At 37.6% G+C, this 26576-nt stretch carries 25 protein-coding genes and 1 pseudogene; 19 read left to right on the forward strand and 7 right to left on the reverse strand.

The window, feature by feature from the left end:
* Window positions 1–317 precede the first annotated feature (317 nt).
* The 9 genes and pseudogenes from Q0Y84_RS03480 (at window position 318) to Q0Y84_RS03520 (ending at window position 5945) form a co-directional block, all read left to right on the forward strand.
* On the forward strand, window positions 318–968 hold the full coding sequence (locus Q0Y84_RS03480; protein ID WP_297950884.1) for a hypothetical protein: 651 nt from the start codon (window positions 318–320) through the stop codon (window positions 966–968).
* A gap of 142 nt (window positions 969–1110) precedes the next feature.
* Window positions 1111–1326: a hypothetical protein gene (locus Q0Y84_RS03485; protein WP_297950886.1), complete on the forward strand. Its 216-nt coding sequence runs from the start codon at window positions 1111–1113 to the stop codon at window positions 1324–1326.
* 519 nt (window positions 1327–1845) lie between these two features.
* Window positions 1846–2241: a helix-turn-helix domain-containing protein gene (locus Q0Y84_RS03490; RefSeq protein ID WP_297950889.1), complete on the forward strand. Its 396-nt coding sequence runs from the start codon at window positions 1846–1848 to the stop codon at window positions 2239–2241.
* A complete protein-coding gene (locus Q0Y84_RS03495; protein ID WP_297950891.1) occupies window positions 2213–2374 on the forward strand; it encodes a hypothetical protein in 162 nt (53 codons plus the stop codon). Before Q0Y84_RS03490 ends, Q0Y84_RS03495 begins: the two co-directional genes overlap by 29 nt.
* 6 nt (window positions 2375–2380) lie before the next feature.
* The gene (locus Q0Y84_RS03500; RefSeq protein ID WP_297950893.1) at window positions 2381–2683 is read left to right on the forward strand and encodes a hypothetical protein; all 303 of its coding nucleotides are present in this window, start codon (window positions 2381–2383) and stop codon (window positions 2681–2683) included.
* Window positions 2684–2746: 63 nt separating this feature from the next.
* Window positions 2747–2959, forward strand: a pseudogene (locus Q0Y84_RS03505) (hypothetical protein); the annotation flags it as partial.
* A 66-nt stretch (window positions 2960–3025) separates the two neighbouring features.
* Complete coding sequence (locus tag Q0Y84_RS03510) at window positions 3026–3934, forward strand: EamA family transporter (protein WP_297950895.1); 909 nt, start codon at window positions 3026–3028, stop codon at window positions 3932–3934.
* 82 nt (window positions 3935–4016) lie between these two features.
* Window positions 4017–4937 carry a DMT family transporter gene (locus tag Q0Y84_RS03515; RefSeq protein ID WP_297950898.1) on the forward strand — a complete coding sequence of 307 codons (921 nt, stop codon included), beginning with the start codon at window positions 4017–4019 and terminating at the stop codon, window positions 4935–4937.
* Between the two features lie 78 nt (window positions 4938–5015).
* The gene (locus Q0Y84_RS03520; RefSeq protein ID WP_297950900.1) at window positions 5016–5945 is read left to right on the forward strand and encodes a DMT family transporter; all 930 of its coding nucleotides are present in this window, start codon (window positions 5016–5018) and stop codon (window positions 5943–5945) included.
* Here the strand turns inward: Q0Y84_RS03520 and Q0Y84_RS03525 are convergent.
* Window positions 5942–6298, reverse strand: coding sequence for an ABC transporter substrate-binding protein (locus Q0Y84_RS03525; RefSeq protein WP_297950902.1), 357 nt, complete (start codon window positions 6296–6298; stop codon window positions 5942–5944). The two genes, Q0Y84_RS03520 and Q0Y84_RS03525, sit on opposite strands and share 4 nt — an antisense overlap.
* A 227-nt stretch (window positions 6299–6525) precedes the next feature.
* On the opposite strand from Q0Y84_RS03525, the gene Q0Y84_RS03530 reads away from it, so the two are divergent.
* Window positions 6526–7011, forward strand: coding sequence for a C40 family peptidase (locus Q0Y84_RS03530; RefSeq protein ID WP_297950904.1), 486 nt, complete (start codon window positions 6526–6528; stop codon window positions 7009–7011).
* Window positions 7012–7057: 46 nt separating this feature from the next.
* Here the strand turns inward: Q0Y84_RS03530 and Q0Y84_RS03535 are convergent, their stop codons facing one another.
* The 3 genes from Q0Y84_RS03535 to Q0Y84_RS03545 are packed head-to-tail and all read right to left on the reverse strand — an operon-like array spanning window position 7058 to window position 8546.
* Window positions 7058–7744, reverse strand: coding sequence for a cobalamin biosynthesis protein CobQ (locus Q0Y84_RS03535; protein ID WP_297950906.1), 687 nt, complete (start codon window positions 7742–7744; stop codon window positions 7058–7060).
* A gap of 44 nt (window positions 7745–7788) precedes the next feature.
* Window positions 7789–8115, reverse strand: a complete 327-nt coding sequence (locus tag Q0Y84_RS03540; protein WP_297950908.1) for a hypothetical protein — start codon at window positions 8113–8115, stop codon at window positions 7789–7791.
* A gap of 14 nt (window positions 8116–8129) precedes the next feature.
* Complete coding sequence (locus tag Q0Y84_RS03545; RefSeq protein ID WP_297950910.1) at window positions 8130–8546, reverse strand: type II toxin-antitoxin system RelB/DinJ family antitoxin; 417 nt, start codon at window positions 8544–8546, stop codon at window positions 8130–8132.
* A gap of 193 nt (window positions 8547–8739) precedes the next feature.
* On the opposite strand from Q0Y84_RS03545, the gene Q0Y84_RS03550 reads away from it, so the two are divergent.
* From Q0Y84_RS03550 to Q0Y84_RS03560, 3 genes are all read left to right on the forward strand, one after another.
* Window positions 8740–9753: an ABC transporter transmembrane domain-containing protein gene (locus Q0Y84_RS03550; RefSeq protein ID WP_297950912.1), complete on the forward strand. Its 1014-nt coding sequence runs from the start codon at window positions 8740–8742 to the stop codon at window positions 9751–9753.
* 65 nt (window positions 9754–9818) lie between these two features.
* Window positions 9819–10343, forward strand: a complete 525-nt coding sequence (locus Q0Y84_RS03555; RefSeq protein ID WP_240407118.1) for an ATP-binding cassette domain-containing protein — start codon at window positions 9819–9821, stop codon at window positions 10341–10343.
* A 241-nt stretch (window positions 10344–10584) separates the two neighbouring features.
* A complete protein-coding gene (locus Q0Y84_RS03560; protein ID WP_297950919.1) occupies window positions 10585–11808 on the forward strand; it encodes an MFS transporter in 1224 nt (407 codons plus the stop codon).
* 229 nt (window positions 11809–12037) lie between these two features.
* Here Q0Y84_RS03560 and thiD read toward each other — a convergent pair whose 3' ends face one another.
* Complete coding sequence (gene thiD, locus Q0Y84_RS03565; protein ID WP_297950922.1) at window positions 12038–12853, reverse strand: bifunctional hydroxymethylpyrimidine kinase/phosphomethylpyrimidine kinase; 816 nt, start codon at window positions 12851–12853, stop codon at window positions 12038–12040.
* Window positions 12854–12975: 122 nt separating this feature from the next.
* On the opposite strand from thiD, the gene glpK reads away from it, so the two are divergent.
* The 5 genes from glpK to Q0Y84_RS03590 all read left to right on the forward strand — a co-directional run bounded on the left by glpK (window position 12976) and on the right by Q0Y84_RS03590 (window position 18014).
* Window positions 12976–14475 carry a glycerol kinase GlpK gene (gene glpK, locus Q0Y84_RS03570; RefSeq protein ID WP_297950924.1) on the forward strand — a complete coding sequence of 500 codons (1500 nt, stop codon included), beginning with the start codon at window positions 12976–12978 and terminating at the stop codon, window positions 14473–14475.
* 57 nt (window positions 14476–14532) lie between these two features.
* Window positions 14533–15306 (forward strand): tyrosine-protein phosphatase, encoded by a 774-nt coding sequence (locus Q0Y84_RS03575; protein WP_297950928.1) that lies wholly within the window; start codon window positions 14533–14535, stop codon window positions 15304–15306.
* Between the two features lie 7 nt (window positions 15307–15313).
* The gene (locus Q0Y84_RS03580; protein WP_297950932.1) at window positions 15314–16264 is read left to right on the forward strand and encodes a LacI family DNA-binding transcriptional regulator; all 951 of its coding nucleotides are present in this window, start codon (window positions 15314–15316) and stop codon (window positions 16262–16264) included.
* A gap of 142 nt (window positions 16265–16406) precedes the next feature.
* Complete coding sequence (locus Q0Y84_RS03585) at window positions 16407–17585, forward strand: acetate kinase (protein ID WP_297950934.1); 1179 nt, start codon at window positions 16407–16409, stop codon at window positions 17583–17585.
* Window positions 17586–18014 (forward strand): PAS domain-containing protein, encoded by a 429-nt coding sequence (locus Q0Y84_RS03590; RefSeq protein WP_297950936.1) that lies wholly within the window; start codon window positions 17586–17588, stop codon window positions 18012–18014.
* A gap of 51 nt (window positions 18015–18065) precedes the next feature.
* On the opposite strand, the gene Q0Y84_RS03595 is transcribed toward Q0Y84_RS03590, so the two are convergent.
* Together Q0Y84_RS03595 and Q0Y84_RS03600 are read right to left on the reverse strand one after the other, a co-directional pair.
* Window positions 18066–18704, reverse strand: coding sequence for a TetR/AcrR family transcriptional regulator (locus Q0Y84_RS03595; RefSeq protein ID WP_297950938.1), 639 nt, complete (start codon window positions 18702–18704; stop codon window positions 18066–18068).
* Between the two features lie 4 nt (window positions 18705–18708).
* A complete protein-coding gene (locus Q0Y84_RS03600) occupies window positions 18709–19287 on the reverse strand; it encodes a TetR/AcrR family transcriptional regulator (protein ID WP_297950940.1) in 579 nt (192 codons plus the stop codon).
* A gap of 296 nt (window positions 19288–19583) precedes the next feature.
* On the opposite strand from Q0Y84_RS03600, the gene Q0Y84_RS03605 reads away from it, so the two are divergent.
* Window positions 19584–26507, forward strand: a complete 6924-nt coding sequence (locus Q0Y84_RS03605) for a Rib/alpha-like domain-containing protein (protein WP_297950942.1) — start codon at window positions 19584–19586, stop codon at window positions 26505–26507.
* Window positions 26508–26576: the final 69 nt, after the last annotated feature.

Here is a 26576-nt window from a genome sequence, read left to right on the forward strand (position 1 = left end):
GGAACTCCTTTTTCTAATGTTTAAAGAAATAAATTTAAGGAATCATTCATCCTTACACAAACTATTTTACAGTCTCCAAAGGATTACGAGAAAATTTGACTAAAAATAATAAAAATATTAATTTAGTGTTAATTTTTATTAAAAATAAATTATAATAATTTTAATAAAAATTTTAGGAGGTAATCTTATGAAATAAATCGTTTCATTCATACACTTCCTGGTGGTGATTGTGGTCAACATAATGTGCAAAATTAATAATAGAAATGGACATAATTTTAATTTAATTATGTCCATTTCTATATAAGGAGGTGAACTGGGTGAATAAAACTAAAAAATTTATTCGATCAAGACGAATTTCTGCCATTCTTCCTTGGATAGGAATGTTGGGTATGTTGTATTTGATCTTTTCGCTGATTATGTATGGATTATTAGCATTTATAATTAATTTGGGATTTATAGCAAATTTTTATTACATAATTGATGAGTATAATTGGTTGATTGAGAGAATATCATTTGATTCTCAAAGGCTGATAGCAAATAAAAGAATGGGTATTAATCGTTTAGTTATGATAGTAAGTATAGTGATAGCTGTACTTAATACAATTATTTTAATATTGTTAAAGAGACAAGATTTTATTAGTTTTTGTGTTGGGCTCTGCTTTATTAGTGAAATTTACTTCGTAAGTCGTTTAATTGAAAACTTTCAAGTAATATTGCATATTGCATTTGATAGTTGGAAGAAATTTTATATTTTGGTTGTAATAGGTACTGCAGTTTCATCCAGTGTATATCTACTTTTATTGTGTTTTAGTATAATAGCTTATTTTATATATTTTGCAATTATTGGCATCATGTACGTGATAACATATTATATTTTAATAGAAATTCATGATAGGGTCGAAAATGATCTAGGTGGGCATAAATACTTTATAGATTTACCTGATAATCGATTTGGAAAAAGGTTTTAGTTCGTGAGATTTACAATTTTACGAACTAAAAAAGATATTAATCATAATAGCAATTTTAACGTTAGGTTCTACTTTTACATGCGCTACTACTGTATTTGCTTCTAACGGGTTAACTCAAGCGCAAACTAAAAAGTTAGGATATATGGGAAACGCAAAAACTACCAAAAAAATTTTAGTTCATACGTATTATGCAGGAAGAAAGACTAGAACACTCAAAAAGGATGCCCATATTCATGTTAGTGGTGGTGTAGGTAAATGGAATTGGATCGTTACTTATAAGGGAAAGCGGTATTTTTATCAACACTCTAATAAAAATATGAAGTCTATAACCATGATAAATTGGTTTAAAGAAATCTAAATAAAGAGAAAAAAATATAAGATTAATTATATGGCTTTGTTTTTTTAGAATAGATTTTTTGTTTCAAGACATCGCCTATTGTGTAGGGCTATATCTTGAAACAAAAAAAGCCGCCCCGAGGGACGACCTTCTGGTAATTTATGATGTACTATCTCAGAACTTAGCAATCATTGCTTTTAGGAGCTTTTTAATAGACTTCCTCAAGCATTTGATGCTGTCTCGATCGATAGGTACAATCACAAGCATAAAGATGAAGTACCACTTCACGGGGAGTATTACCTCCTTCCACACGCGAGTAGGGAGCCACCCTCAAAATGCGTGCATTTTAATTTTATCATGATATAATTAATGTAGCATAAAGAGAAGTACACAAGGCGTGTACAGAGCTATTAGCCGTAGCTCAAAGCGTGGGCGGTCTTATGACCGTCTTTTTTTGTTTAGAAGAAAAATGCACCAAGTTTTTTACGGGGCGAAGTGAACCGCGATTCCGAGCGCAGGCTCGAAAATGGAGGTGAAACCATGCCAAGCTATTTTGTCAAAACACGTATTTATGAGCTATTTCCCAGTAAAGCAATGAAAGCAGTCTTAGATCGCAACTGTGACTATCGCAGATATTGTTGGAATCAAGCCTTGGCTTTGTGGAATGATTTATATTTAGCTCATTCCATTTATGACCGAATCCGTTATACTATTTTTATGCCTAAAGAAAACAAAAAAACTCATAAAATCACGACTGTGAAACGAGACTTTCACTTGAATCCTAGTCCAAATTGGCGTTTAGTGCGTGATCGAATGGTTGAAGAAAAAGCAGACTGGCAATTTAGCTATTCGGCACACTTGCTCCAACTAGCAGTGCAAGACTTAGGCAAAGCATGGCAGAATTTTTTTGACAAGGCACAGCCTGATTGGGGGTAAGCCACGCTTTAAATCCAAACGTGAAATGCGTCAAGGCTTTAAGAGCGATCAGGCTAAAGTGGTTAACGGCAAGCTCGTTTTAGAAAAGCCCCAAGGCTTAAAGCAGGATTGGCAAGCCATTTGCTTATCGTAAAAGCCAATGGACTATCCTGCTGGCGTAATGAGTATTTATCGTGAAAATGGTCGCTACTTTGTATCTGTTCCTTATAAAATACCTAAAACTGAGCTCATTTCAAAAGCCAATACTGGCAAAGTAACAGGAGTTGACCTTAACGTAGGGCACTTTAACTACATGGGTGGCAATAAGCAAATTTTGCCTAAGGAATTGAAACGCACTTATGAGAAGATCAAGCATTATCAAAGATTATTAGCCAGAAAACGTGAAGCCAACGGCAAGGAGCAAGCTGTAAAAAGCAATAAATACTTGAAGACGAAAACCTAGCTTCAAGCAGCTTATCAGCGTGCTGCCAATATTCAAACTGATCTACTGCATAAGTTTACAACAATGCTGGCTGATTCACTGTATGTTTTGACTATGTTTGGGATTATGTGTGGCCTGCTTTTTGGTAAAAAGCGACTAGAACGTGATTCTAGTTTGGCATCACTTTTTCTTTCAATCGTTTTGCTGGCTTTTCACCCAGAATTTTGGTGGCTTTATGTAATTGGTTTAGTGATCAGCTTTTCAGGCTATGTATTATTTAGATTAAATCAGCTTTAGCAGCATTGAACTTTCCCTTTGACCCATGTTAAAATGAAAAACATTAATTTAAAGGGAAGTGTAAATGTGAATCGGCGCTATCAGGGATTAACGTTAGCTATTGTCGGTGCTTGTTTTTGGGGTGCTTCTGGCACAGCAGTTGAATTTTTATTTTCAAGCACGAATGTTAATACAGCGTGGCTGGTCGGATTGCGATTGCTTTTTTCAGGTGCATTATTAATGATCTATGCCTGTTGGAGGTATCTTGCTCAAGTAAAGGCAATGCTGCATGATAAAAAAGCAATTATGATGTTAATTGTCTTTGCCTTCTTGGGAATGGGCAGTTCGCAATTGTCCTACTTTGTGGCGGTCAAGTACAGCAACGCTCCGACAGCGACGGTAATCCAATTTTTAGCACCAGTTTTCATTATTATTTATTCCTCACTTAGAAGCAAAATGTGGCCGCGCCGGATAGATACCATTTCAATTGTAGTAGCAGTTGGCGGAACCTTCATTTTAGCAACGGGCGGCAAGTTTGATCAGCTAGCCCTGTCCCCACTAGCTTGCTTCTGGGGCCTGATTGCTGCTTTTTCTGAAGCAATTAATACAGTATTGCCTGGGGAATTATTTAAAAAGTATGGTCCAATTCCGGTAATCGGTGCAGCAATGTTAGTTGCAGGAATTGCCTTTTTGCCAATTTATTTCACGCAACCGATGCCTAAATTAGCGCCGGTTGATGTATGGGTGATTGCCTACATTATCATTGGTGGTACATTATTGGCTTATACGATGTATTTATCAAGTGTCCAGTATATTGAGCCAAGTACGGTGGGGATGCTAGGTGCATTTGAACCACTGATTGCAACGATCTTGTCGGTATCACTACTTCATGCAGATTTTGGCCCAATGGATATGTTTGGTGGCTTTTTGATTATTGTGGCTACTTTCATGCAATTAATGCCCAGTCGAAACCCAATTAAGAAAAAGAATGAATAAAAAATTAACGGACTAGTTCAAACTAGCCCGTTTTTGCTATGATAGAGGATGTTAGTTTTAGAAAAATTGGGGATTATAGAGAATGGTTACACAAAAACAGAGGCGCCTTTGGGCCTTTCTAGCAGGTTTAGCCTGTGTCATGTGGGGAATTTCTGGCTTATTTGCCAAGAGTTTGTTTAATATTAGTTCAGATATTACACCGATGTGGTTATCACAGATTAGAATGGTAACTTCCGGCATTATTTTATTAATTGTGGCTGGTTTTTTGAAGCAAAAACCGATTGCAACAATGAAAAATAAGCACGATGCCTGGGTCATTATTGCATACGGCATTTTTGGTTTATTACCAGTTCAGCTGTTTTATTTTATTGTAGTGCAACAGGCTAATGCTTCGATTGCAACGATTTTACAATTTGTAGGTCCTTTTTTTGTCATGGCTTATCTAGCCTTTACGCATAAGCAAGTAATGCGCCGCATTGATGTGCTTGCTGCTATCTGTGCCTTTATTGGTGTCGTTTTGCTGGCAACACACGGCCGTTTTAATCACTTTGCTTTGACACCTAGTGTTTTATTCTGGGGGTTGCTATCAGCTGTTGGTGTTGCGACTAATACCTTAATTCCAATCGGCGTGTTAAAGCGAGTTTCTAGCTTAGTCGTTACTGGTTGGGGACTACTATCTGCTGGGATTTGTTTGATGATTGTTCATCCGCAAATGCCGCATATTCCTAATACGCCACATGTTTGGCTTGATGTAGCGGCAGTGATTATAATCGGTACATTGATTCCGTTCCAATTAATGACGAATTCACTTAGGTTTATTAAGGCTTCAACTGCTAGCTTACTTGATGCTTTTGAGCCATTTTCAGCTACAGTTGGCTCAGTTATTTGCTTTGGCTTAGTAATGACGCCAATGGACTGGATCGGTTCAATTTTAGTTGTTGTAGCAGCAATGGCCTTGAATATTTCACCGAAGAAAAAGAAAACTAAAAAAGCTCATCAGTAAAGTTAAGGATGCCCTAACAGGTATCCTTATTTTTATGGTTTAATTATTAAATGAACGAGAAAGAAACGAGGGACAGAGATGGTCGCACCTAAAACACGAAGACTATGGACACTTTTGGCAGCACTTGCCGCAGTGATGTGGGGTATTTCAGGTTTGTTTGCTAAGGGTTTGTTCAATATTAGTCCAAAAATTACGCCAATGTGGTTAACGCAAATTCGCTTGATTGTTTCAGGACTGGTATTGTTGCTACTAGCAGGAGCTTTAAAGCAAAAACCGTTAGGGACGCTGAAGAATAAGCATGATGCATTGGTCATTTTTGCGTACGGTATTTTTGGCTTGTTACCAGTACAATTGTTTTACTTTATGTGTATTCAAGTAGCTAACGCTTCAATTGCGACAATTTTGCAATTTATTGGGCCATTTTTCGTCTTAGGCTATTTAGCATTGACGCATAAACAAGTAATGCGGCGCCTAGATATTATTGCGGCGTTATGTGCCTTTTTAGGTGTGTTTTTACTGTCGACGCACGGACAATTTGATCATTTAGCAATTACGCCGATTGCCTTGTTCTGGGGGCTTTTATCAGCAGTTGGTGAAGCAAGTTATACCTTAATCCCGGTTAATATTGTTAAAAGAGTGTCGAGCATGGTGGTGACTGGCTGGGGGATGCTGTTTGCGGGAATCAGTTTGGTGATTATTCATCCGCAGTTTCAAGCAATTCCCAATAAGCCATCAGTTTGGCTATATACTACTGCAGTAATTGTCATTGGGACGATTATTCCATTCCAAATTATGGCGAACGCCTTGCGTTATGTGGTGCCATCAACGGCCAGTTTATTGGATGCCTTTGAGCCATTTTCGGCGACGATCGGCTCTGTTTTGGTTTTTGGTTTGGTAATGATGCCAATGGATTGGGTCGGATCAGTGTTAGTTGTTGTAGCAGCGATGGCTTTGAATCTAACGCCGAAACAGAAGAAAAATAAAATCAAGCAAAAAACGGAGCTTTAGTTGGCTCCGTTTTGTTGTTTAACTATTAAATCTAGTAAACAAACTATAAATACAATAATATTGTAAATCAGAAAAATGCTGACAATCAGACCAAAAGTATAGGTCTTGAACCAAAACAGAATTACGATTGCAGAAAGTATCAAAATTAGACTGATCGTAATCCAGTTAAGCTTGTGAAATTGTAGCGTAATTCCTGAAGCAAAGGTACAGATAATAGCGATAGTTAAAAAGATGATACCAATAGTGGAGGAATCATAGGCAATTATTTCGCGCAGTTCTGAAACGAGTGAAAGTCCTAAAATTAGCGCAATTAATATTAAAAAATGTCGTACATAACTATCTATCTTATCCATAATAAAAAACTCCTAAATTAATGTAATAAGCATATAGAAAATTATGGCGTTTTTCAAGTTAAGTAAAATTCGAATAAAATGTTAAGCATTTGCTTATCAAAATTACAAAAAGTAGCCGATTTTGTTACATTGCTTAATTACATAGTATTTATTTTAAAACAAAGCTGTAATATTTCTCCGGTAATATAGAAAACGTTGAAAGATAAGAAGTGTTAAGGAGAAATAAATTGAGTTTTAAACGTAGTTTAGTTAAGTTTGCCACAGTTTTGTCAGTATTTTTTACAGGAATTTCATTCATTAATGTTCCACTTCAAATACAAACTGTCCAAGCAGCTAGTCAAAGCAAAACAGAAAAACGTAACGCAGTAGTCCAACTTGCTAAAAAACAAGTTGGCAAAAGTTACGTTTACGGTGCTACCGGTCCTTCAGCCTTTGACTGCTCTGGCTTAGCTCAATACGTTTATAAAAAAGCCGCTAAAAAGACATTACCAAGAACTACTTATGGTCAAGTTACTAAGGGTAAAAAGGTTTCGTTAAGCCATCTTAAAAAAGGCGACTTATTATTCTGGGGCTCAGCTTCAGCTCCTTACCACGTTGGTATTTATGTTGGTAATGGACAATATGTGCATGCTGCAACTCCTAGTCAAGGGGTGAGAAAGCAGGCTATCAGTGCCTACTTTTATCCCTCAGCTGCTAAACGTGTTTTAAATTAATTTGATAATGAAAAAGCCCAGTCAGAAATTCCGACTGGGTCATTTTTTATTCTGTGACTTTTTTGGCTTCGCTAACACGTTCTTGATGCCAAGCGATAATCATTTTCATGATGGCATTAGCAACATTAGTATTTTTAAGTAGTGGGCCATGTGAGTATGAACCGATGAAGTTACGGTAGCGCAGGCCTTCGACGTGGTCTTGCGGGTTGTTGCCGTAGCCTTCGATCATGTCGCCGAAGGGATGCAACTTGTCCTTGTTGTCGAAGTATGTTTGACCGGAGTGATTTTCAAAAGCCTTAACTTCGCCCCATTCGGTCATGTAACGGGTATCGCCGATCATCCGCTTGTCGCTCTTGAAGACAGTATGCAATGGCAAAATGCCCAAACCAGGAATCGTTACACCAGAATTTGTCTTGTAGTAGTCCCCCATTAATTGGTAACCACCACAGATGCAAAGCATTGGCTTATCATCGTTAACATATTTTTCAAGTGTTTCTTTATGACGTGGCAAGTCTTTGGCAACAACGGTTTGTTCAAAGTCCTGACCACCGCCGAAGAAGACGAAATCATAGTCAAAGGCATTGAAGTCATCGCCCAGTGAAATATTGTCCACTTGAGTGTTGTAGCCTTCTCGTTTTAGCAAGAAACTTAGGATTTTAACATCGCCAGAGTCGCCATAAGTGTTCATTAAATCTTCGTAGAGGTATGCAATTTTAATTAATTTATCGCTCATTTTATTGTCCCTTAGTTCATTTAATTTCTTCTGTCTAGTATAGCTTAATAGCTAGAGTGGGGCAAAGGATTAGTAGGTGTTTGCTTTACTTGTTGATGAAAGAAGCACATCTGAGACCCAAACAGTGTCGTCTTGTACGTAATAGAAAATGGAATACTTTTTACATTAACCTTTCTGAATGCTTTGTTGCCATGTCGTGCAATTATTCTATAGCGTTCTGGAAAATAGTTTAAGGACATGATCATTGCTTTGATTTCGTTAAGATAATTTCGTGTGATTTCATCAGACAACGTATAATTGTGAATTTCTAGGCCAATCTCTTCAAGTTCATCGTAAACATATGGATAAAAATTAATGTCGTATTCTTTCATTATGATTTGCGGCACTATTTTGATAGTCTGAACTCCTTATCTAATTTTTGAAAAGCTTCTTTAGCACTAATATAGTTGCCATTATCCATCTCTTGGGCATGCTTAGCCAACCTTGCTTCAAGTTCTTCTTTAGTTATCTTATTCATATTCATCCAATCAGGAGTAAGTTCAGCTAATTTATCCTCCCAGTTGGATTTAACGATTTCATATTGAGCTGTAGCTTCTGCCACCATCATGGCAGTATCGTGGTCGCTTTTATTTTTTCTTTTCTTTGAAGACAAATTAAAAGGAATTCCTCTAGTCAATGCAATTTGTCGTAAGTACATGTCAATTGCAACTGACATCGGTATGCCGAGTTTATTTAATACTTTTTCTGCATTTTGCTTAGTTTCTTGGTTAACACGGACATTGATTGCTGCTTTTTCAGTCATATTTTTCTCCTTCTGTAGTTAACAGATAGTTGTTTGGTAGTTAATGACTACATAATATCAAATGCAGCATGAAAGTGAAACCAAATCAATTTATTTAGTATTGACATAGGATAAATAATAATATAAAATTCATCTAATTTTATATTCATTATATTTTAATATTTTAGACTACTAGTCAGAGTTAGGTGACACTATGCATACGATTTTTAGCAAAATTGATAAAAAGTATAAAATTGAATATTGGCTTCTATTAGGAATGAATATTATCAGTACTGGCATTTTGACTTTTAATGTTTACTTAGAAGGAATATTGTTAAATTCCTTAGTATATAAGGCTGATAGGGCTGCTTTTGTACGTAGTATTGTATTAATAACAACTTTAAGTCTTATCAGACTTTTGTTGTCATATTTTATGAACAAAATTCAGATTTTAAGATTTAGAGAAATAAACATGGAAGTTAATGATGTAATAATGAAAGAACTGTATGTGAAGGATACGCTAGCAGTTACAAAGATGAATTCGGTTCAAGCAGCAGATAGAATTACTGAAGATACTACTGAAGTGTTGACTTTTTTATTCCAAACAATAAATCAAATTATTTCAATCGTCCTTTCTTCAATTTTGATTTTTACATATTTATTTATGGCTGGGTCTGTTTTTTTATTGTTAATAGCGATCCTGTTACCTGCATATAGTCTCATATATTTATTTTTGCGATCTAAGATTTTTGAAGTTAGTTTAAAATTGAAAGAAGCTTATAATGAATACTTTTCTGGTTTTACTGAATGGTTAAGCAGATATATTGAAATAAAAGGTAATCGAAGAGAGAAAATCGAAACTGAGAGATGGAGCAATACTAAAAGAACGCTTTTAGGCGTTGCTAAGCGAGATTTTCTTCTCAATTTAAATATGTCTAATAGCGAGATTGTTTTGCAACTTATTTTTCAATTAGTATTGTTTATTAATGGCGGTTTATCAGTGATTTCCGGCAAGATGACAATCGGTTCCTTTTCAATTATTTTTCAATATTTTAATCAACTTTTGGGACAGGTTGATGAAATTTTTTCTATCTTATTTAAATTTGAATCGTTTAAAGTAGCGTGGATGAGAATCAACAATTTACTAACCATGAAGAATGAACAAGATGGTAAAAAAATAATTTCTAAAATAAACTTGATTCAAGTACAGATTTTAATATTTATTTAGATGAAAAAACACCCTTATTCACCTCAAATTTTTCTGCCAATTTTGTTACTCCAGGATTTTATATTGTGAGGGGCAGAAATGGAATTGGAAAATCTACTTTGCTCAGAACAATAATTGGCCTATACACGCCGAAAAAGGAAGGAAAAATAACCATAAATGGTATAGATGCTGATTTAATTAATAAAAGAAAACTGAGAGAATCAAATATAAGTTGTTTATTTCAAGATATACCACTTCCTAATTGTTCAGTGAGGGACTATTTAGGATCATATTCTGATAAAAGTCAGGTTTATAAAAGCAAGTATTTTGCAAAAGTTTTTGATTCGCCACAATTTAGAATTGAAAAGATTTTAGATAGAAAGATAAATGAACTATCAACAGGTGAAATACAGTTAGTAAAGTTATATTCTGCTGTTTTAAAAACTGGCGCGCAATGTTTTTTACTAGATGAGCCGTTGGCAAATATCTATCCTGAGTTACAAAGTGATTTATTAAAACTATTGCAGGAAATAGCGCAAGTTAATTTGGTTATTATCATAAGTCATGATTTGAAATTGAATGAAAATACGAAAAATATAAGGATAGAATGACTATTATTGATAAGTCGCTATCCATGCTACAATTAACTTAATTTTCATAGAAAGCGAGGACTAAAATGCGCGACATTTTAGGTTTAAGTTTGCGAATGAATTATTTTCTTTCATTCGTCAAACGCTACTTGAGGCTCAACCCAGATTTTTAGCTGAAGGTCTGGGAGTTTTAACTATAATTGAATAGTAATTTTCCCTGGCTTTCAGCGGCATTAATAGTGTTGTGAAAAGGAATGGGAAAATGTTTAACTTAATCGAAAAAGAAGATCTCAATGTCAGACGATTATTAGCAGGACGAGTGTTAACCAATATCGCCGATTCGCTATTCTATATGGCGATTTTGTGGTTTTTCAAGGTACGCTTTCATTCGCCGCTTATCTTGTCGTTAATCTTTGTTGCAGACTCATCAATTGAAATGTTGTCGTTCGTCTTCGGGCCGCTGATTGATCGTGTTTATATCAAAAAGATGCTTACGCTTGTAACTCTAATGCAGATAGTGACCAGCGTTATAGCGACGTTGCTGTTTCAAGTTAAGTTGTGGCGCGATTTAGTGATTTGGCTTTTGCTAGGGATATACGTCATTTCAACGATTGGCTCAACTTTGATTTATCCTGCTGAAGAAAAAATTTTGCCAGTCATCGTTTCAAAAGCGAAGCTAACTAAAGTAAATGGCGTTTTCCAAATGACTTATAAGACGCTGGATTTGTTTTTGAATGCAGCGGCAACGTTATTGATTACTTGGATGTCATTTGACTCCACGGTAATTATTTCTGCAGTATTTTTTGCAAGCGCCCTAGCTTTTTATACACGACTAATATTGCCTAGGAAATTATTACTTCCAAATAAGTCGAATGAATATTTCACAGAAAATTATGGGCAAGATTTGCTTAAAGGCTGGCAAACTCTGAAGCAAGAAGGTAAGATAGCACGGTTGATCATGCCTTTTGCAGTGACTAATCTTTTTTACGGCATTTCATCTGTGGGTTTGCCGTATTTTGCGACTGAACATTTGACTAAATCGGCAATTAGTTATGGTGGCTTAGAATTAGCTTCATCAATAGGTGGGTTAGTTGGCAGTGTACTGGTACAGCGACTAACTTTTGATAAAAGCAAAATTGAAAGGTTAGTCGTCATTTGTCTCACGTTATCAGGTTTAGCAATTGTCCTTGAACCAGTTGTTCCCAAAGGGATGCCGCTTTTATTGTTGATTTTGTTTTTCACGTCCGAATTATGGATCGTGATGATGAATATTAACTTTGAAGTGTTGGTGCAAGAGAGTTTTAGCCCGCATATTTTAGGTAGAGTAGAAACAATTAACGATTCTATTTTATCGTCGATGATTCCGATTGGGTCATTTTTAGGTGGACTGATCGTAGCGCATTTCGGCGCAGATTGGGCGATTGCACTTGAAGGAATTGCCCAAATTTTGACAGCAGGATATTATTTTGTAATTGAGAAAAAGTAAACAAATTAGCAGCAATGATTGATTTCATTGCTGTTTTTTTGCGTAAAAAAAAGTGGTCAAATGACCACCCACAAGACGTCTTTCGGATGAAGGTACATTATATAAGTACAATAATAATCAATTAACGAAGGCAAGTACTCTAGATTTAGGTAAAATAGTGGGCCTAAAGAAGATAAAATAGACACAAAAATACCGAAGTTCAAAATCTGAGCTTCGGTATTTTTTATAGTTATTCGTTTTCTTCTTGTGCAGCCAAATGATTAATTGGGCCCCATTTTGAGCCAACATCAATTGGGTGAGAAATAGCGTCATAGGTAAAGTCCTTACCAATTTTTACAGCGTCAATCACTGACTTGCCCTTGGCTAATTCTGCCGCAATCACGGCGGATAAAGTATCACCAGTGCCGTTTACGCGGTCGGTTTTAAAGAATGGCTTAGTAAATTCGTGGAATTCACCGTCTTCAGTTAACAAGATATCGGTTACTGTAGTTTGCGTATCTGAATCGTGGCGCCCTTTCATCAGAACATTTTTAGCGCCCATCGCTTGCAATTTTTTAGCCCCGGCGTGAATTTCTTCTTTATTATTTAATTCTAAGCCGGTCAGTTTTTGTTGTTCGTAAAAGTTAGGCGTAATCACATCAGCTAGCGGCAATAATCTGTCTAAGAAAGTTTGATAAGCATCGTCGTCAAGCAGGGTAGCGCCATGCTTAGTAACGATGACCGGATCCAGCACGATTTTACCCATGTCATATTTTTTAAGATTATCGGCAACACAGTCGATAATTTCTTTGTTGGCGAGCATCCCCGTCTTAGTCGCATTAATCTTGAAATCATCGTTTAGTACATCAAATTGCTTTTGAATAAAATCAAGTGACATAATTTGTTGGGCAAAAATTCCTTTGGTATTGCCAGCAACAGCGGCTGTCATCAGCCCCATGCCATAAACACCGCGGGCGTAGAATGAATGAAGATCTGCTGGCATGCCTGCACTGCCGTCGCTATCATTACCTGCGATTGTAACTGCAATTTTTTGATTTTTTTCCATCGATTAGCCTCCTTAAAATTTCATTATAAAAATTATACCGTATCTATAGTAATAACTGCTAGAATCTACATCTAAAAAACAGTAATATTATAAGAAAGCGCTTTCCAGAAAAGAGAATAGCTATGACAGAAAAATATATTTTAGCAATTGATGAAGGAACCACGTCAACTAGAGCCATTTTATTTGATCATGATGGCCATGAGGTTGCTTCAGCTCAAAAAGAAATTCCGCAATATTTTCCTGAACCTGGTTGGGTAGAGCATGATGCCAATAAGATCTGGATGGCAGTGCAAACGACGATTGCCAATGCCTTTATTAGCTCTGGTATTTGGCCTAGTCAAATTGCTGCCATTGGGATTACTAACCAGCGTGAAACGACCGTTGTTTGGGATAAAGATACTGGCAAGCCAATCTATCATGCGATTGTTTGGCAATCACGACAAACGACAAAATTAGCTGAAAAATTAAAAGCAGAGGGCTATAGCGATGAAATCCGGCAAAAGACTGGCTTGATCATTGACCCGTACTTTAGTGCTACCAAGATCCGTTGGATTTTGGATCACGTCCCTGGTGCGCAAGAAAAGGCAGAGCGAGGTAAGCTTTTATTCGGTACGATTGACAGCTGGTTAGTTTGGAAATTAACCAATGGTCAAGTTCACGTAACCGACTATACCAATGCATCTAGAACGATGTTGTTTAACATTCGTACTCTGCAATGGGATGAAGATATTCTGAAGTTGCTCAACATTCCCAAGCAAATGTTGCCTGAAGTTCGTTCAAATTCTGAAGTTTATGGTGAAACAGCTTCTTACATGTTCTTTGGCGGCGAAGTTCCAATTTCCGGCATGGCCGGAGACCAGCAGGCTGCTTTATTTGGTCAACTTGCCCTCAAGCCGGGAATGATCAAGAATACTTACGGTACCGGGGCCTTCATCGTGATGAATACTGGGGCCAAGCCAACGACTTCTAACAACAACTTGTTAACGACAATTGGTTATGGTATTAATGGTAAAATCACCTATGCTTTGGAAGGCTCAATTTTCGTTGCCGGCAGTGCAATTCAGTGGCTGCGCGATTCAATGAAATTAATCAAGCATGCACCTGATTCTGAACAAGTGGCCCTTGAGTCGACTTCAGAAAATGAAGTCTATGTCGTACCAGCCTTTACGGGACTTGGTGCGCCATATTGGGATGCAGAAACGCGGGGCGCAATTTTTGGTGTTACACGTGGAACTACAGATAAGGATATGATCAAGGCAACCTTGCAATCGTTAGCTTACCAAACCCGCGATGTGGTTGATACCATGCAAAAAGATGCCGGAATTGAAATTCCTGCCTTGCGTGTTGACGGCGGTGCTAGCAACAACAATTACTTGATGCAATTCCAGGCTGATATTTTAGGGATTAAAATTGAGCGTGCTCAAACGCTGGAAACAACTAGCATGGGTGCAGCCTTTTTAGCTGGGCTTGCAGTGGGCTATTGGAAAAATATTGATGAATTAAAGCATACCTTTACGATCGGCCAAGCCTTTGAACCGAAAATGAGCACAGTTGAACGTGAAAAACTTTATTCAGGCTGGCAAAGAGCAATTCGTGCTGCTCGGTTATTTGCCCACGATTGATAATGATATAATAAAAGTATCGTATTAACATTTTAATGAGAAAAGGCAAGAGAAAAAATGAAGCATGATCGAATATTAGCTTTGGATGGGCCGCTGAATTTCAGAGATATCGGCGGCTACCAGAATGACAAGGGTCAACATGTAAAGTGGAACAAAATATATCGTTCTGATTCACTTAGCTCCTTGTCTAAGGAAGACCAGGAAAAGTTAGCTGAACGCCGCATTACCGTCGATGTTGATTTGCGTTCTAGGTATGAACAAAATTCAGCGCCCGATAAGCTGTGGCCTAACGTGCGCTTTGTTGATGCACATATCTATTCTGAAGACCGTAAACAGAATAAGGGCGATAACAAGCTGTATCGCTTTGTGCACCATATTCCGGATATGGGCGACAATTGGATGGGCCAAATTTACCAACAAGTTTTGCTTAATTCACATAGTCAACATGAATTTGCTAAAATTTTTGCGGAATTGATTGAGCTACCTGAAGAAGATGCGCTAGTTTACCACTGTAGCGCGGGAAAAGACCGTACCGGGATGACCTCGGCGCTGATTTTAACTGCGCTCGGCGTTGATGACGACACCATTTCACGCGATTATTTATTAACGAATGAATTGTATGACTTTGCCTTAGCCAAGCAATTCCCGGATGATAATGAAATTGCTAGCCTAGTTTCTAAAATGAATATCACCAAGGGTGAAGGGCCGGCGATTCGCGGAATTACTGAGACTATCCGCCAAGGCTGGGGCAGTTTTGATGGCTTTTTTAAAAAAGAACTTGGCTTTAGTCAAAAAGATTTAGACCGGTTCAGAAAGATGTACTTAGAATAGGAATAATATGACTACTTTATCAGATGTTGCTAAAGAAGCAAATGTGTCAAAAATGACGGTATCACGGGTGATTAACCACCCAGAACAGGTAACGCCAGAATTAAGGGCGATGGTAGAAAAAGCAATGGAAAAATTGAACTATCATCCAAATTCAATTGCGCAAGCTTTAGTTAATAATCGAACTAATGTGGTAAAATTCGTCACTTTAGAGGATATTGATACTACTGAGCCATACTACATGAACTTGCTTTTTGGTTTTGCCCGCGGCTTAAATACTAAGCAATATGCGATGCAATTAGTTACCGATCCTGATCAAATTGAAAAGGGGCATGCTGATGGCTATTTAATTACTGGGGCGCGGAATAAGAATTATGAATTATTCGATAAGCTTGGTAAGCCCTTTGTTTTGTTCGGCGAAAATCACCGGGGCTATGACTTCGTTGATTCTGATAATCAACTGGCAGAAAAGATAGCGACGCAGTATGCTTTAAATCGGTTATATAAGCATATTATTTTTATCGGGATTGACTTAAAGGAACCCTTTGAATATTCACGTGAAGCCGGCTATATTAATACTTTGCAGCAGCACCAATTAATTCCGCAGATTTATCGGGTTTCTAACCACAGTCATGCCGCCCAAGATGTGATTCATGAGCACTTTAAAGGGTTTAAAAAAGATACTTGTTTTGTCTGTGCTAGTGACCGAATTGCGGTAGGCGTTGTCCGGCAGCTGCAAGCTGAGGGCGCTCGGATTCCGGAAGATTTTGGTGTGATCGGCTTTGACGGTGTCTTTTTGGACCAAGTTTCTAATCCAAAGCTAACGACAATTAAACAACCAATTTTTGAAATGGGTGAAATGTTAGCCAAAATGCTCTTGCAAAAAATCGCTCAATCGGGTTCACCTCAAGGTGAAGTAATGCTTAAACCTAAGCTGATTCGGCGTCAATCAACTAGATAAATCGAAAAATAACGGGCACGTCTGATATCTCAGAGGTGCTTTTTTACTGCCTTTAAAATTGTTTCCTATTATGGGTGAAAGCGCTATAATGGAAACAAGAGGCAATTTATTGAGAGATAAAATATGAATAGAGGTCACGATTATGAAAAAAGTTTTGGCAATAAATTCTGGTAGTTCATCATTTAAATATAAGCTTTTTTCATTTCCAGACGAAAAAGTTATTGCTTCAGGGATGGCTGATCGTGTAGGAATGGACAATGCTGTTTTTAAAATAAAGTTGAACGATGGCAAAGAATATATTAAAAATACTTCAATTCCAGACCAAGAAGCAGCTGTAAGCTTGTTAATTGAAGATTTAAAGAAGTTTCATGTTTTAAAGAACTTAGACGAATTATTTGGAGTTGGACATCGAGTGGTTAACGGGGGCGAAGTCTTTAAAGATTCCGTCTTAATTGATAAGCAAAAGCTGCAACAAATTTTTGATTTAGGTGAATTAGCCCCTTTGCATAATGTGCCAGAAGCAATGGGGATTAAGGCTTTTATGAAGATTGTTCCAGATGTGCCACAAGTGGCAGTATTTGATACGTCATATCACACTAGTCTTGATCAAGTTAATTATCTTTATCCAATTCCATATAAGTATTATGAAAAATATGGTATTCGTAAGTATGGTGCTCACGGCATTTCTGTTAGCTATGTTGCTCCAAGAGCAGCGCGCATGATGGGCAAGAATCCATATACAGTAAAATTGATTGTTTGTCACTTAGGTTCTGGTGCTTCAGTTACTGCGGTTAAAAATGGCAAGTCACTTGATACTTCAATGGGCTTTAGTCCTGTGACTGGGGTAGCAATGGGAACACGTAGCGGCGACTTTGATCCATCAGCCCTTGAATATATTATGCAAAAGACCGGCATGACGATTGAAGAAGCCGTGGATATGTTAAACCACAAGTCGGGGATGCTCGGTGTATCAGGCGTTTCCTCTGATATGCGGGATCTGTTAGCAAGTAAAAATAAGCATGCACGGCTGGCAAGAAAGATTTTTGTTAACCGCGTTGTCCGTTATGTTGGTGCATATGCGGCAGAACTTGACGGTATCGATGGTATTGTCTTTACTGCTGGCATTGGTGAACATGATCCAGGCGTTCGGGCCGGCGTAATGTCATCATTGCGTTACTTAGGCTTGGAGCCTGATTATAAGGCCAATGATACTGATGGTGAAAAGTTTATTTCTAAGCCAGATTCTAAGGTAAAGGCCATGATTGTGCCAACCAACGAAGAATTGATGATTGCCCGTGAGGTTGTAAGGTTAGCAAAGTAGATGACAGATAATATTAAATTAGTAGGTGGCAGTTTAAGCGTTGAGCAGTTAAATGCTATTTTTGAGACTATTCCCCAAGAAATGGATGTCTTAGATGAAAATGACGTGGTTGTTTGGTCATCGATGAATAAACATCGTTTGTTTAAGCGGACAGAAAAAGATATTGGTAAAACCGTCTTTGAAGTTCATCCCGGCCACAGTCAGGGTCATGTTAAAGCTGTTTTGCAACAGATGCATGATGGCAAGCGCGGTCAATTGTCGATTATGATTCATAAAAACGGTATTCCGGTGAATATTGCCTTTTATAGTTTGCATAATGATCAGGGAAAATATCTTGGTTGTATTGAAGTAACGCAGCCGGTGGCTGATCTGCAGGAAAAAGGCAGCAAGTGGCGGAATATTTGGAACATGATCTTTAAGAAAAAATAAGCAAACGAAAAGGCGCAACTCAGTGTGAGTTGTGCCTTTTTTGATATAGCTTTACTTTTTCCGCTTAAGACTCAAAAGCAGGTCAACCGGAGATTCAACTTGTACGCGACCTAAAATTTTGCGGACTTGATAAGGCGTAAGATTATTTTTATTTTGCAGCCAAGTGATAATCGTCTCAAGCACAGCGCCAGTGTAAACATTATACACAATTTGAACCGGAATATCACCATCTGTACCAACATCAATAAAATTATTTTGGTTAAGAAAATCAATTCTTCGTTTGACTTCCATGCTGACAAGTTGCCAAACCCGGGTTAAAAAATTAATGTCGCCATTGGTAGATAAGAGGATATTTAATACATCCTTGTTGGTTGTACAGAAATCAATAATATGCTTGAATTCCTTTTCCGCTAGTTCGACGTTTGCTTGATCAGTTAGGCGGGCATTGACTTCAGTTACGTATTGGTAATCCAGATCATTTGCCTTTTTGATGCCTTTAAGGAGCACAGCTTCAATTTCTTGTAAAATAATATTTTTATCAGAATAGTAATGATAATAAGTTCGCGGACTAATCTGAGCTTTGCTGATAATATCTTTGTTTAAAATCGTGTCATAGCCTTTTTCTTTCATACAAGATAAAAGGCCCATTTTAATCCGATTTTTGGTAGCAATACTTCTAATATCTGTCATAAAATTAATCTTCTTTTTCTATAATTAGGGCATCTTTTTGTAAAATTTTTTCTGCATCTTGGATTGAGACTGTATCAGTGTAATTAAGCCAATTGATGATAAATATTAGCTTGCTATCAATAAAAGCATTAAAAATTAAAGTATTTTTTGAGCTTTTGAGGTAATCCTGGAATGCACCTTGACTAAGTGTTTCTTTTAAGTTAGCACTAATGGTTTTTCTTAAGCTGTACCCAAAACTAATTTCGCCGTTGGGAGAAAGTAAGGCGGCAATTAATTTTTTATTGGCATAAATATAATGCAACACAACGATCAGCAGCTTGCTAGTAACATTGTTTAAATTATCGACATTTTCTAAATGACTGCAAGCAGTTTTTAATTGAGCAGATAATTCTTCATTAAGACTTTGAATAATAGTATTTAACAAGTCATTTTTGTCTTTATAGTAACGGTAAAAAGTACGGGGACTGATCCCAGCTTGATTAATGATATCGTTATTAGTAATTAGCCGAAATGGCTTTTCCTGTATATTGATAAGTAAACTTTCTTTAATTTGGTCAGTTGTGTTCAGTATACGTAAATCCACGTTGCTCACTTCCTATAGCACTATAAATTTATTATAAAGATAATAGCGCTATTTTGGTTAGTTAATTCAAAAAAATACCTCTTTAAGAGAAAATACACTTTATATGCAAGAAGTATATTAAAAAATACTTTCAGTATACTAGTACATATATTAGCTCAATTATAAGCAAGATATTGAGTAGTACTACTTATTAATAAAATAAATAGCTACAATACTACATGTGAGGCTAAAACACCCGTTATTTTTTATTAATTCATTAGTAACTGATGTTGATGGAATTAAGAAGGAGTAATTTTATGTTATCAAAAAATAATTATCAAGAGCGCTTACGCAAAATGGAGCCCAAAAAAGAGCGGTTCTCCATTCGTAAGTTTACAGTCGGAGCCGCATCTGTTTTAATCGGTTTCACTATTTTTGGAATGAACAATGGCCAAAGCGTTAAGGCTGATGAGGTTCAACCTAATAAGGCCGTTGAAGTAAATAAGCCTGAGACAGATAGTACTGCTTCTGATCATACGTCTGAAGTAAAAGGTAATCCTAATTCAAAGTCAGGTACTGATCAACAAGGGGAAAAGGGAAAAGCAACTAGATCTGAAAGTTCCACCAATACAAATCCAGTTGCTCAGAAGTCAAAAGATGCTACAAATACAGAAAATCAAACTCAAGGAGTAGATCCTGCAAAAAGGGTAGCCGACAAGAATTTAACACCATCTCAAAATAATGGCAAGGTTGATGGTTCAAAGTCTGCAATTGAAACCAATGAGATTAATCTTAAGGGAAATACTTTAGAACAAACTACAGCTGGATCTAATGAAGTAGCCAAAGAACTTGTTGCTCAAGCTATGGTAAGTTTAGCTGCTCAACCAGCTGTTCAGCCACAAGAAACTACTCAACAAAACTTACGTGGTACCCAAACTGAAGAAGTAAGAGACTGGCAAAGCTTGGTTAATGCCTTAAATAATGCTAATGCCGGTACTATTAAATTAACCGGCGATATCACTGTTGCTAATAAAGGTACTAATGTCAATGGAATTAAGCGCCCAAACCCAGTTGTTAATGGCGGTAAGATGAACTTAACTGGTGAAAACATCTCCGGTGGCTTGATTATTGATGGTCAAGGTCACTCCATTAACTTTGGTGCAAATTATCTTAGTTTTGATACTGATAACCAAAAAGAGAGTGATCCATGGGATATTACCTTTAAGAACATGGCTATTAATGCCGATGGGTATGATAATTCATGGACCGCTCTTGGTGGCGCATTTAGTCCAATCTATATGGGCGGAGATGATATTGATACTAAGCTTTTAGCTAAGAACAAGGTTACCTTTGAAAATGTGAAGGCTGATGTTAAAAATGGTGCCTTTTATAACACTACTATGGCTCAACAAGTTACTGATAATCCATACACTACAGTAACTTTCAAAGGTAACAATAATATTACGTGTGAAGCAGTAAACGTAAAAGGTAACCAACTTTCTAATTATTCAAGTGCTGTTTCAGCTTCCCACATTATTTTTGCGGATGGCACTAATACTGTCTTTAATGTAAGCAGTGCGAAAACCAACAATGATCAAAATCCTGGTGGAAACATCTTGCGTGCTAAGGTTGAAGATGAGAAAAACGATACAGCTCCAGCAATCGATGTACAACAAGGTGCTACTGTTACCTTAAATGGTAAGTCTACCGATGTTAAAGGTATGCTTGTAAATAGTGCTATTACTGGTACGGTTCAAGTCGATGGTAATTTAAATGCTAATATGGCAGATGGTCATTCAATAGCTATTTGGGCTGGTAATTTAAACATTGGTAAGACTGGTGTTGTTAATATTGATACCAAGCAAAGTAATGATGGTACCGGTGCTAACGGTGTAACTAATTACAATGGTTATCACTATGCTCCAATTTCATTAGGTGTTGGTTTTGCCTTTAATGTTACTAATGCTAATTCAAACGTTTTAGATAATGCAGGTACATTAGTAATTAAACGTACTGGTGACAATAAGTCTACCTCACCATTGATTTCATTTGGTTCTGGTAATGGTACTGGATCTATCTTTACTGTGAATGTACAAAATGGTGCTACCTTGGATCTTCAAGATTCAGCTCAATCTTCAATCGCCGGTGCAACTACTAATACCCCTAACATCGGTTTAATTACAATGTGGGGAAGTGGAAATGGTAGCGCAACTAGTTCTGATACTATTAACATTACTAATCCAGCATATGTAAACTTCCAACGGACAGGAAAGCAAACTGGTACGTTACTTCGTCTTGAAAACCAAGTAAACCATGTAAACATTCAAAGTAATGGTGCCAATAATCCATTGCCTCTTGCTCAATGGGATGAAGGTAACTATAATAACCCATCATATTACTGGTATATTAACAACCTCACAACTCAAAACAACTGGGGTAACAACTCAATCAGTGGTTTTGCTGGTGAAGGTCAAACTGTTGGTGCAAATAAGGCTGGTGAAGCTAAATTCCTTCACTCCAACGGTACTGTTACCATGGGTGGTAGCCAAGCAGGATTGAACCAATATCAATACACTGACGGTACAATTACTCAAGGCCAACCAAATCCTGGTGTAGATTATGAAACGCCATACTTAAATAAATTCTTAAATAATTTTAATTGGTGGACTCCACAACGAGTTGCTATGGGTACTAACTTGGCAGATGTTGCTAAGCCAACTGATGCACAAAAGTATCAACCACAAACCCAAGTTATTACTGGCTATACCGACCAAACCTTGAATGACTTAACTGCTGCAAATGGTATTAGTGGTTATGTTGATGAAAATGGTCAACCAGCTACCTTAACTGGCACTACTGTTGCTTGGTACAATCCTGCTACTGATGCAGATGCTTGGAAAGACGCAATGGGCGATCAACCTGCTCCAACTAACCCAACTGGAAAGTTAAAAGTTACGGATGGTTCTGCATGGGCTAAGGTAACTTATCAAGATGGTACTGTTGATTTTGCTAATATTCCATTAGATATTAAGAGCCAAGCTGAAGAATATAATCCACTTGGTCAAAATGTAAATACTATTGTTGGAAGCGAACCATCAGCCAAAGACGGTATTTCTAATACCAGTGATTTGCCAACAAGTGCTCAATACAGTTGGTCAACTACTCCAGATGTTTCTAAGGCTGGTATTGTTCCATCAATTGTTAATGTAACTTATGATGATGGCTCAATGGACGAAGTTCCAGTGAACGTTATTGTTAAAGACAGTAAAGGTAATATTCCTGACAAAGCTGGCGATGCTGCTGAAAATGACCCTCAAGGTAAAGACGTTTCAACAGTTATTGGCGAACTTCCAGATCCAAATACTGCTGTTGACTGGCCAAAGGCCCCAGTAAATACTGATGGTAATCCTATTGATCCAACACAAATTAAATATGGCTGGTCAACTACACCAGACATCTGGACTCAAGGCAATCACCCAGGCGTTGTTAAAGTAACTTACCCAGATAACACCACTGACTTAGTTCCAACTACGGTTATCGTAACCAACTCTCCAACTGGTCAATCAACTTCAATTAAGCAAGGCGGAGACGTTCCAGATCCATCAACAGTTATTGATTGGACTAACAATGGTAAAGTTCCAGATGGTACTAAGCCAACTGATCCAAAGGTAACTTATACTTGGGTAGACAAGCCAACAACTACTAATCCAGGTCAGCAAACTGGCACAGTTAAGATTACTTACCCTAACGGTGAATCAACTGTTGTTAGAGTTCCAGTTACTGTAACCCCAACTAGCAGTACATATAATCCATATGCTCAACACTTAGTTTTGCCATATAGCCCAACAGGTGATGGTGTTCCAGAAGCAGGTTCAGTAATTGAATTGCCAAACGGTGAAACTGCTCCAGCAGGTGTGCAATATACTTGGGAAACTAAACCTGATACAACTAAGCCAGGGATGCAAACAGATAATATTACTGCAACTTGGACTGCTGATGGTAAGCCTAATACCAAGTACATCCCTGTAACAGTTACTGTTGGTCCAATGGCTGATTACTATAATCCAAAGGCAAATGACTTAACTGTTCCTTACAATGCAGATATGAATAAATATCCTGCAAAGAACCAAATTACTGATCTTCCAGCAGACTTAAAGACTGATGATGTTTGGGCACCAATGCCTGTAACTTCAGTTCCAGGCACCCAACCAACTATGATCAAAGTAACTTACAGTGATGGTTCATTTGACTACGTTCCACTTAATGTAACTGTGGAAAATACCGCATATACACCAAGTTACAATCCTGTAAGTGTCAAGCCGGGCCAACAAGTAACTGATAATATTGTTATTCCAGATGGTCAAAAGACACCATCAGGCACTAAGTTTACAGCTGGTGAAACTACACCAAATTGGGCAACAGTTGATCCAACTACTGGTACGATTACTTTGAAGCCAGGGCAAGACGCAACACCAGGGTTCTACAAGATTCCAGTTACAGTTAGTGTTCCAGGTAAGGATACACAAACGGTTACTGCTCCAGTTATGATAACTGGTAATGATCCAGAGCATCATACCTACTATGGCAATCAAAGTATGACGAGCTTCATCACACCAACTATTTCAGTTCACAGAACCACTGATAGTCATGAACTTGATCCTAATATCGCTAAGATTCAACAAATTGTCTACAGAACTGACTGGGATGGTAAGGGTAGTGCAGCAAGTGACTACAAGACAGTTACTACTTATAACTTACAAGGTGATAAGTATGTGAATGCCCAAGATCCGTCAGATAGCTTTGATGCAAATGTTATTAAGTATAGCTGGGTCAGAGCGGGTAATGGTATCTTAACTCCAAATAGCAATTGGGATATTGCAAATGGTACCGGTGATATTCTCTATGATCCAGCAAATCCTAACTCTAAGGAACAAACTTCATCTGGTGAAAGCCTACCAGGTAACTCTAAGTGGCGTGTAAACTATAGCTTTGATGACAGTGATTTATTCGGCTACATTGGTTTATCTACTCAAGACAGTTGGATGAACACTTACTTCAACTTCTATGGTTCAACTACTAATCAGCCATTAACTTTCAAGCAAAATCAAAATATTTCTAACTTAAGTCAAGATCAATTTAAGACTTTGATTAATGTTAATAGTCTTGAAAATGGCTGGGGTGGCACTAATTCATCTGATTCAGCACAAGCCAATGATTCTGCCAAGACATTCACTATGACCTGGGCTGAAAATGGCCAGCCTTCAACTAAGAATATTGCAAATGGCGTTAAGGGTACTGTAAGAATTAACTTTAGTGATGGTACTTATCTTGATGTTCCTGCAACAATTAATGTTGAAGCTGCAACTCCAACACCTGAAAACTTTACTCAAAGCATTGTTTATAAGGATGCGAAAGGTAATGTGATTTTTACAGCTAAGGATGCAATTAAGGGACAATTTACTTCAACTACTCCAGCAACTGTAAGTGCAGAAGCTCAAAAGAATGCAATTGATAGTAATGTTCCAGAAAAATGGGTAATTTCAAAGAGTTACACTTATCCATCAGCTGAAACAGTTAACACTACTGCTCCAAGTGCAATTGAAGTTCTTGTTGAACATGGTACTAAGGACATCACTCCAACCACTCCAGGCGTAGATCCAACTGATCCTAAGTACAAGGACATGTTCAAGACAGTAACTCGTGATATTTACCAAACTAAACCGGGTGAAAAACAAACATTAATTGATACCCAATCAGTAGATTTCGGTAGAAACGGTGTTGAAGACTTAGTAACTGGTGAAGTAACTGGCACAGGCAGCTGGAAAGTTGGTAAGATCAGTGATAACAAGTTTACTTTAGGTGGCAGTGCTGAATTTGCTGAAGAAAATGCTCCACAAATTAGTGGTTACGATTCATACGTAGATGGCACTAAGTCTACTAAAGTTTCAAGTGCTTCTGCTCTTGAAAATGGTCAGCCTGAAAATGGTCAACCTGTTTACATTACTTACCTCAAGGCTGGTAATACTACACCGGCTCCTTACGATCCATCTAACAAGGATATGAACAAGGAAGTAACTCGTACAATCAACGTTTACAAGCCAGGTTCATCTAAGGCAGAAACTATTATTCAAACTGTTCACTTTGTTCGTGGCGGTGAAGGCCAAAATGCTGGTACTGAAGATGCTGAAGGTAACATTGCTTGGACTCCTTGGACTGTTGCAACCAAAGATGGTAAAACTTGGAAGTCAACTGGTGCTACTGAAGGTAGTTGGCAAAAATATGATGTTGATCAAATCGACAAGTACACCTCAACTGTTGATGGCAAGGATGCAACTAAGGTTGATGCAAAGACTGTTAACGCAGATACTGATAACGCAACTGTAATCGTTGCTTACACTCAAACTTTGCAACCAACTGATCCAACAATCAATCCAAACAAGCCAGGCGACAACAGTGACATGTTTGCTAGTCCAACTAGAACAATCAATGTTGAAAACCCAGTAACTGGTAAAACTGAAACTACTCATCAAACCGTATGGTTCGGCCGTACCAAGACTATTTCAACTGATCCAAATGTCAAACCAACTTATGGTAAGTGGCAATTAGGTAAGGTTGAAAATGATAAGTTTGTTGCTGATCCAACTGGTAAAGCTAAATGGCCTGAATTTACCGCTCCAACATTTACTGGCTATACTCCAAGTCAAAGTTCAGTTGCTGCAAAGGATGTAACTGCAGACACTCCAAATGAGACAGTAACCATCACTTATACCAAAGATGGTGGTGGTCAACAAGGTGGCAACCCTACTCCAACTCCTGAACCAGGTAAGAAGCCAGAAAATCCTGATGACAAGAAGCCAACTGATGATAAGAAACCTGAAGATAAGACTCCTGAAAAGAAGGATGATACCGATAAGAAGGTAACTCATCATAAGAAGGTAAGTCACCGTAAGGCTAAGGGCTATAACCACAATAATAATGCTAAGGGTGAACAAACCCCTGGCTACAACGAAAATAACGGTGTCCATGGCGAAGGTTATGGTGATAACACTGGTGTCCACGGTGAAGGCAATAATAACATTGGCGTTCATGGCACTAATGCTGCTAACGCAGGCGACAAGAATGCCAAGACATTGCCACAAACTGGTGAAAAACAAAACAGAGCATCAATTATTGGTTTAGCATTAGCTTCAATTGCAGGTCTTTTAGGCTTTGGTGTTGATCGGAAACGTAAGCACAACTAAAAGTTAGTAATTGAATAGAAGAAAAGGCACAACTCAAAAGCGAGTTGTGCTTTTTTGATACCGATAACA

The sequence above is a fragment of the uncultured Lactobacillus sp. genome, from assembly GCF_947367125.1.
In the GTDB taxonomy this organism is placed as follows: domain Bacteria; phylum Bacillota; class Bacilli; order Lactobacillales; family Lactobacillaceae; genus Lactobacillus.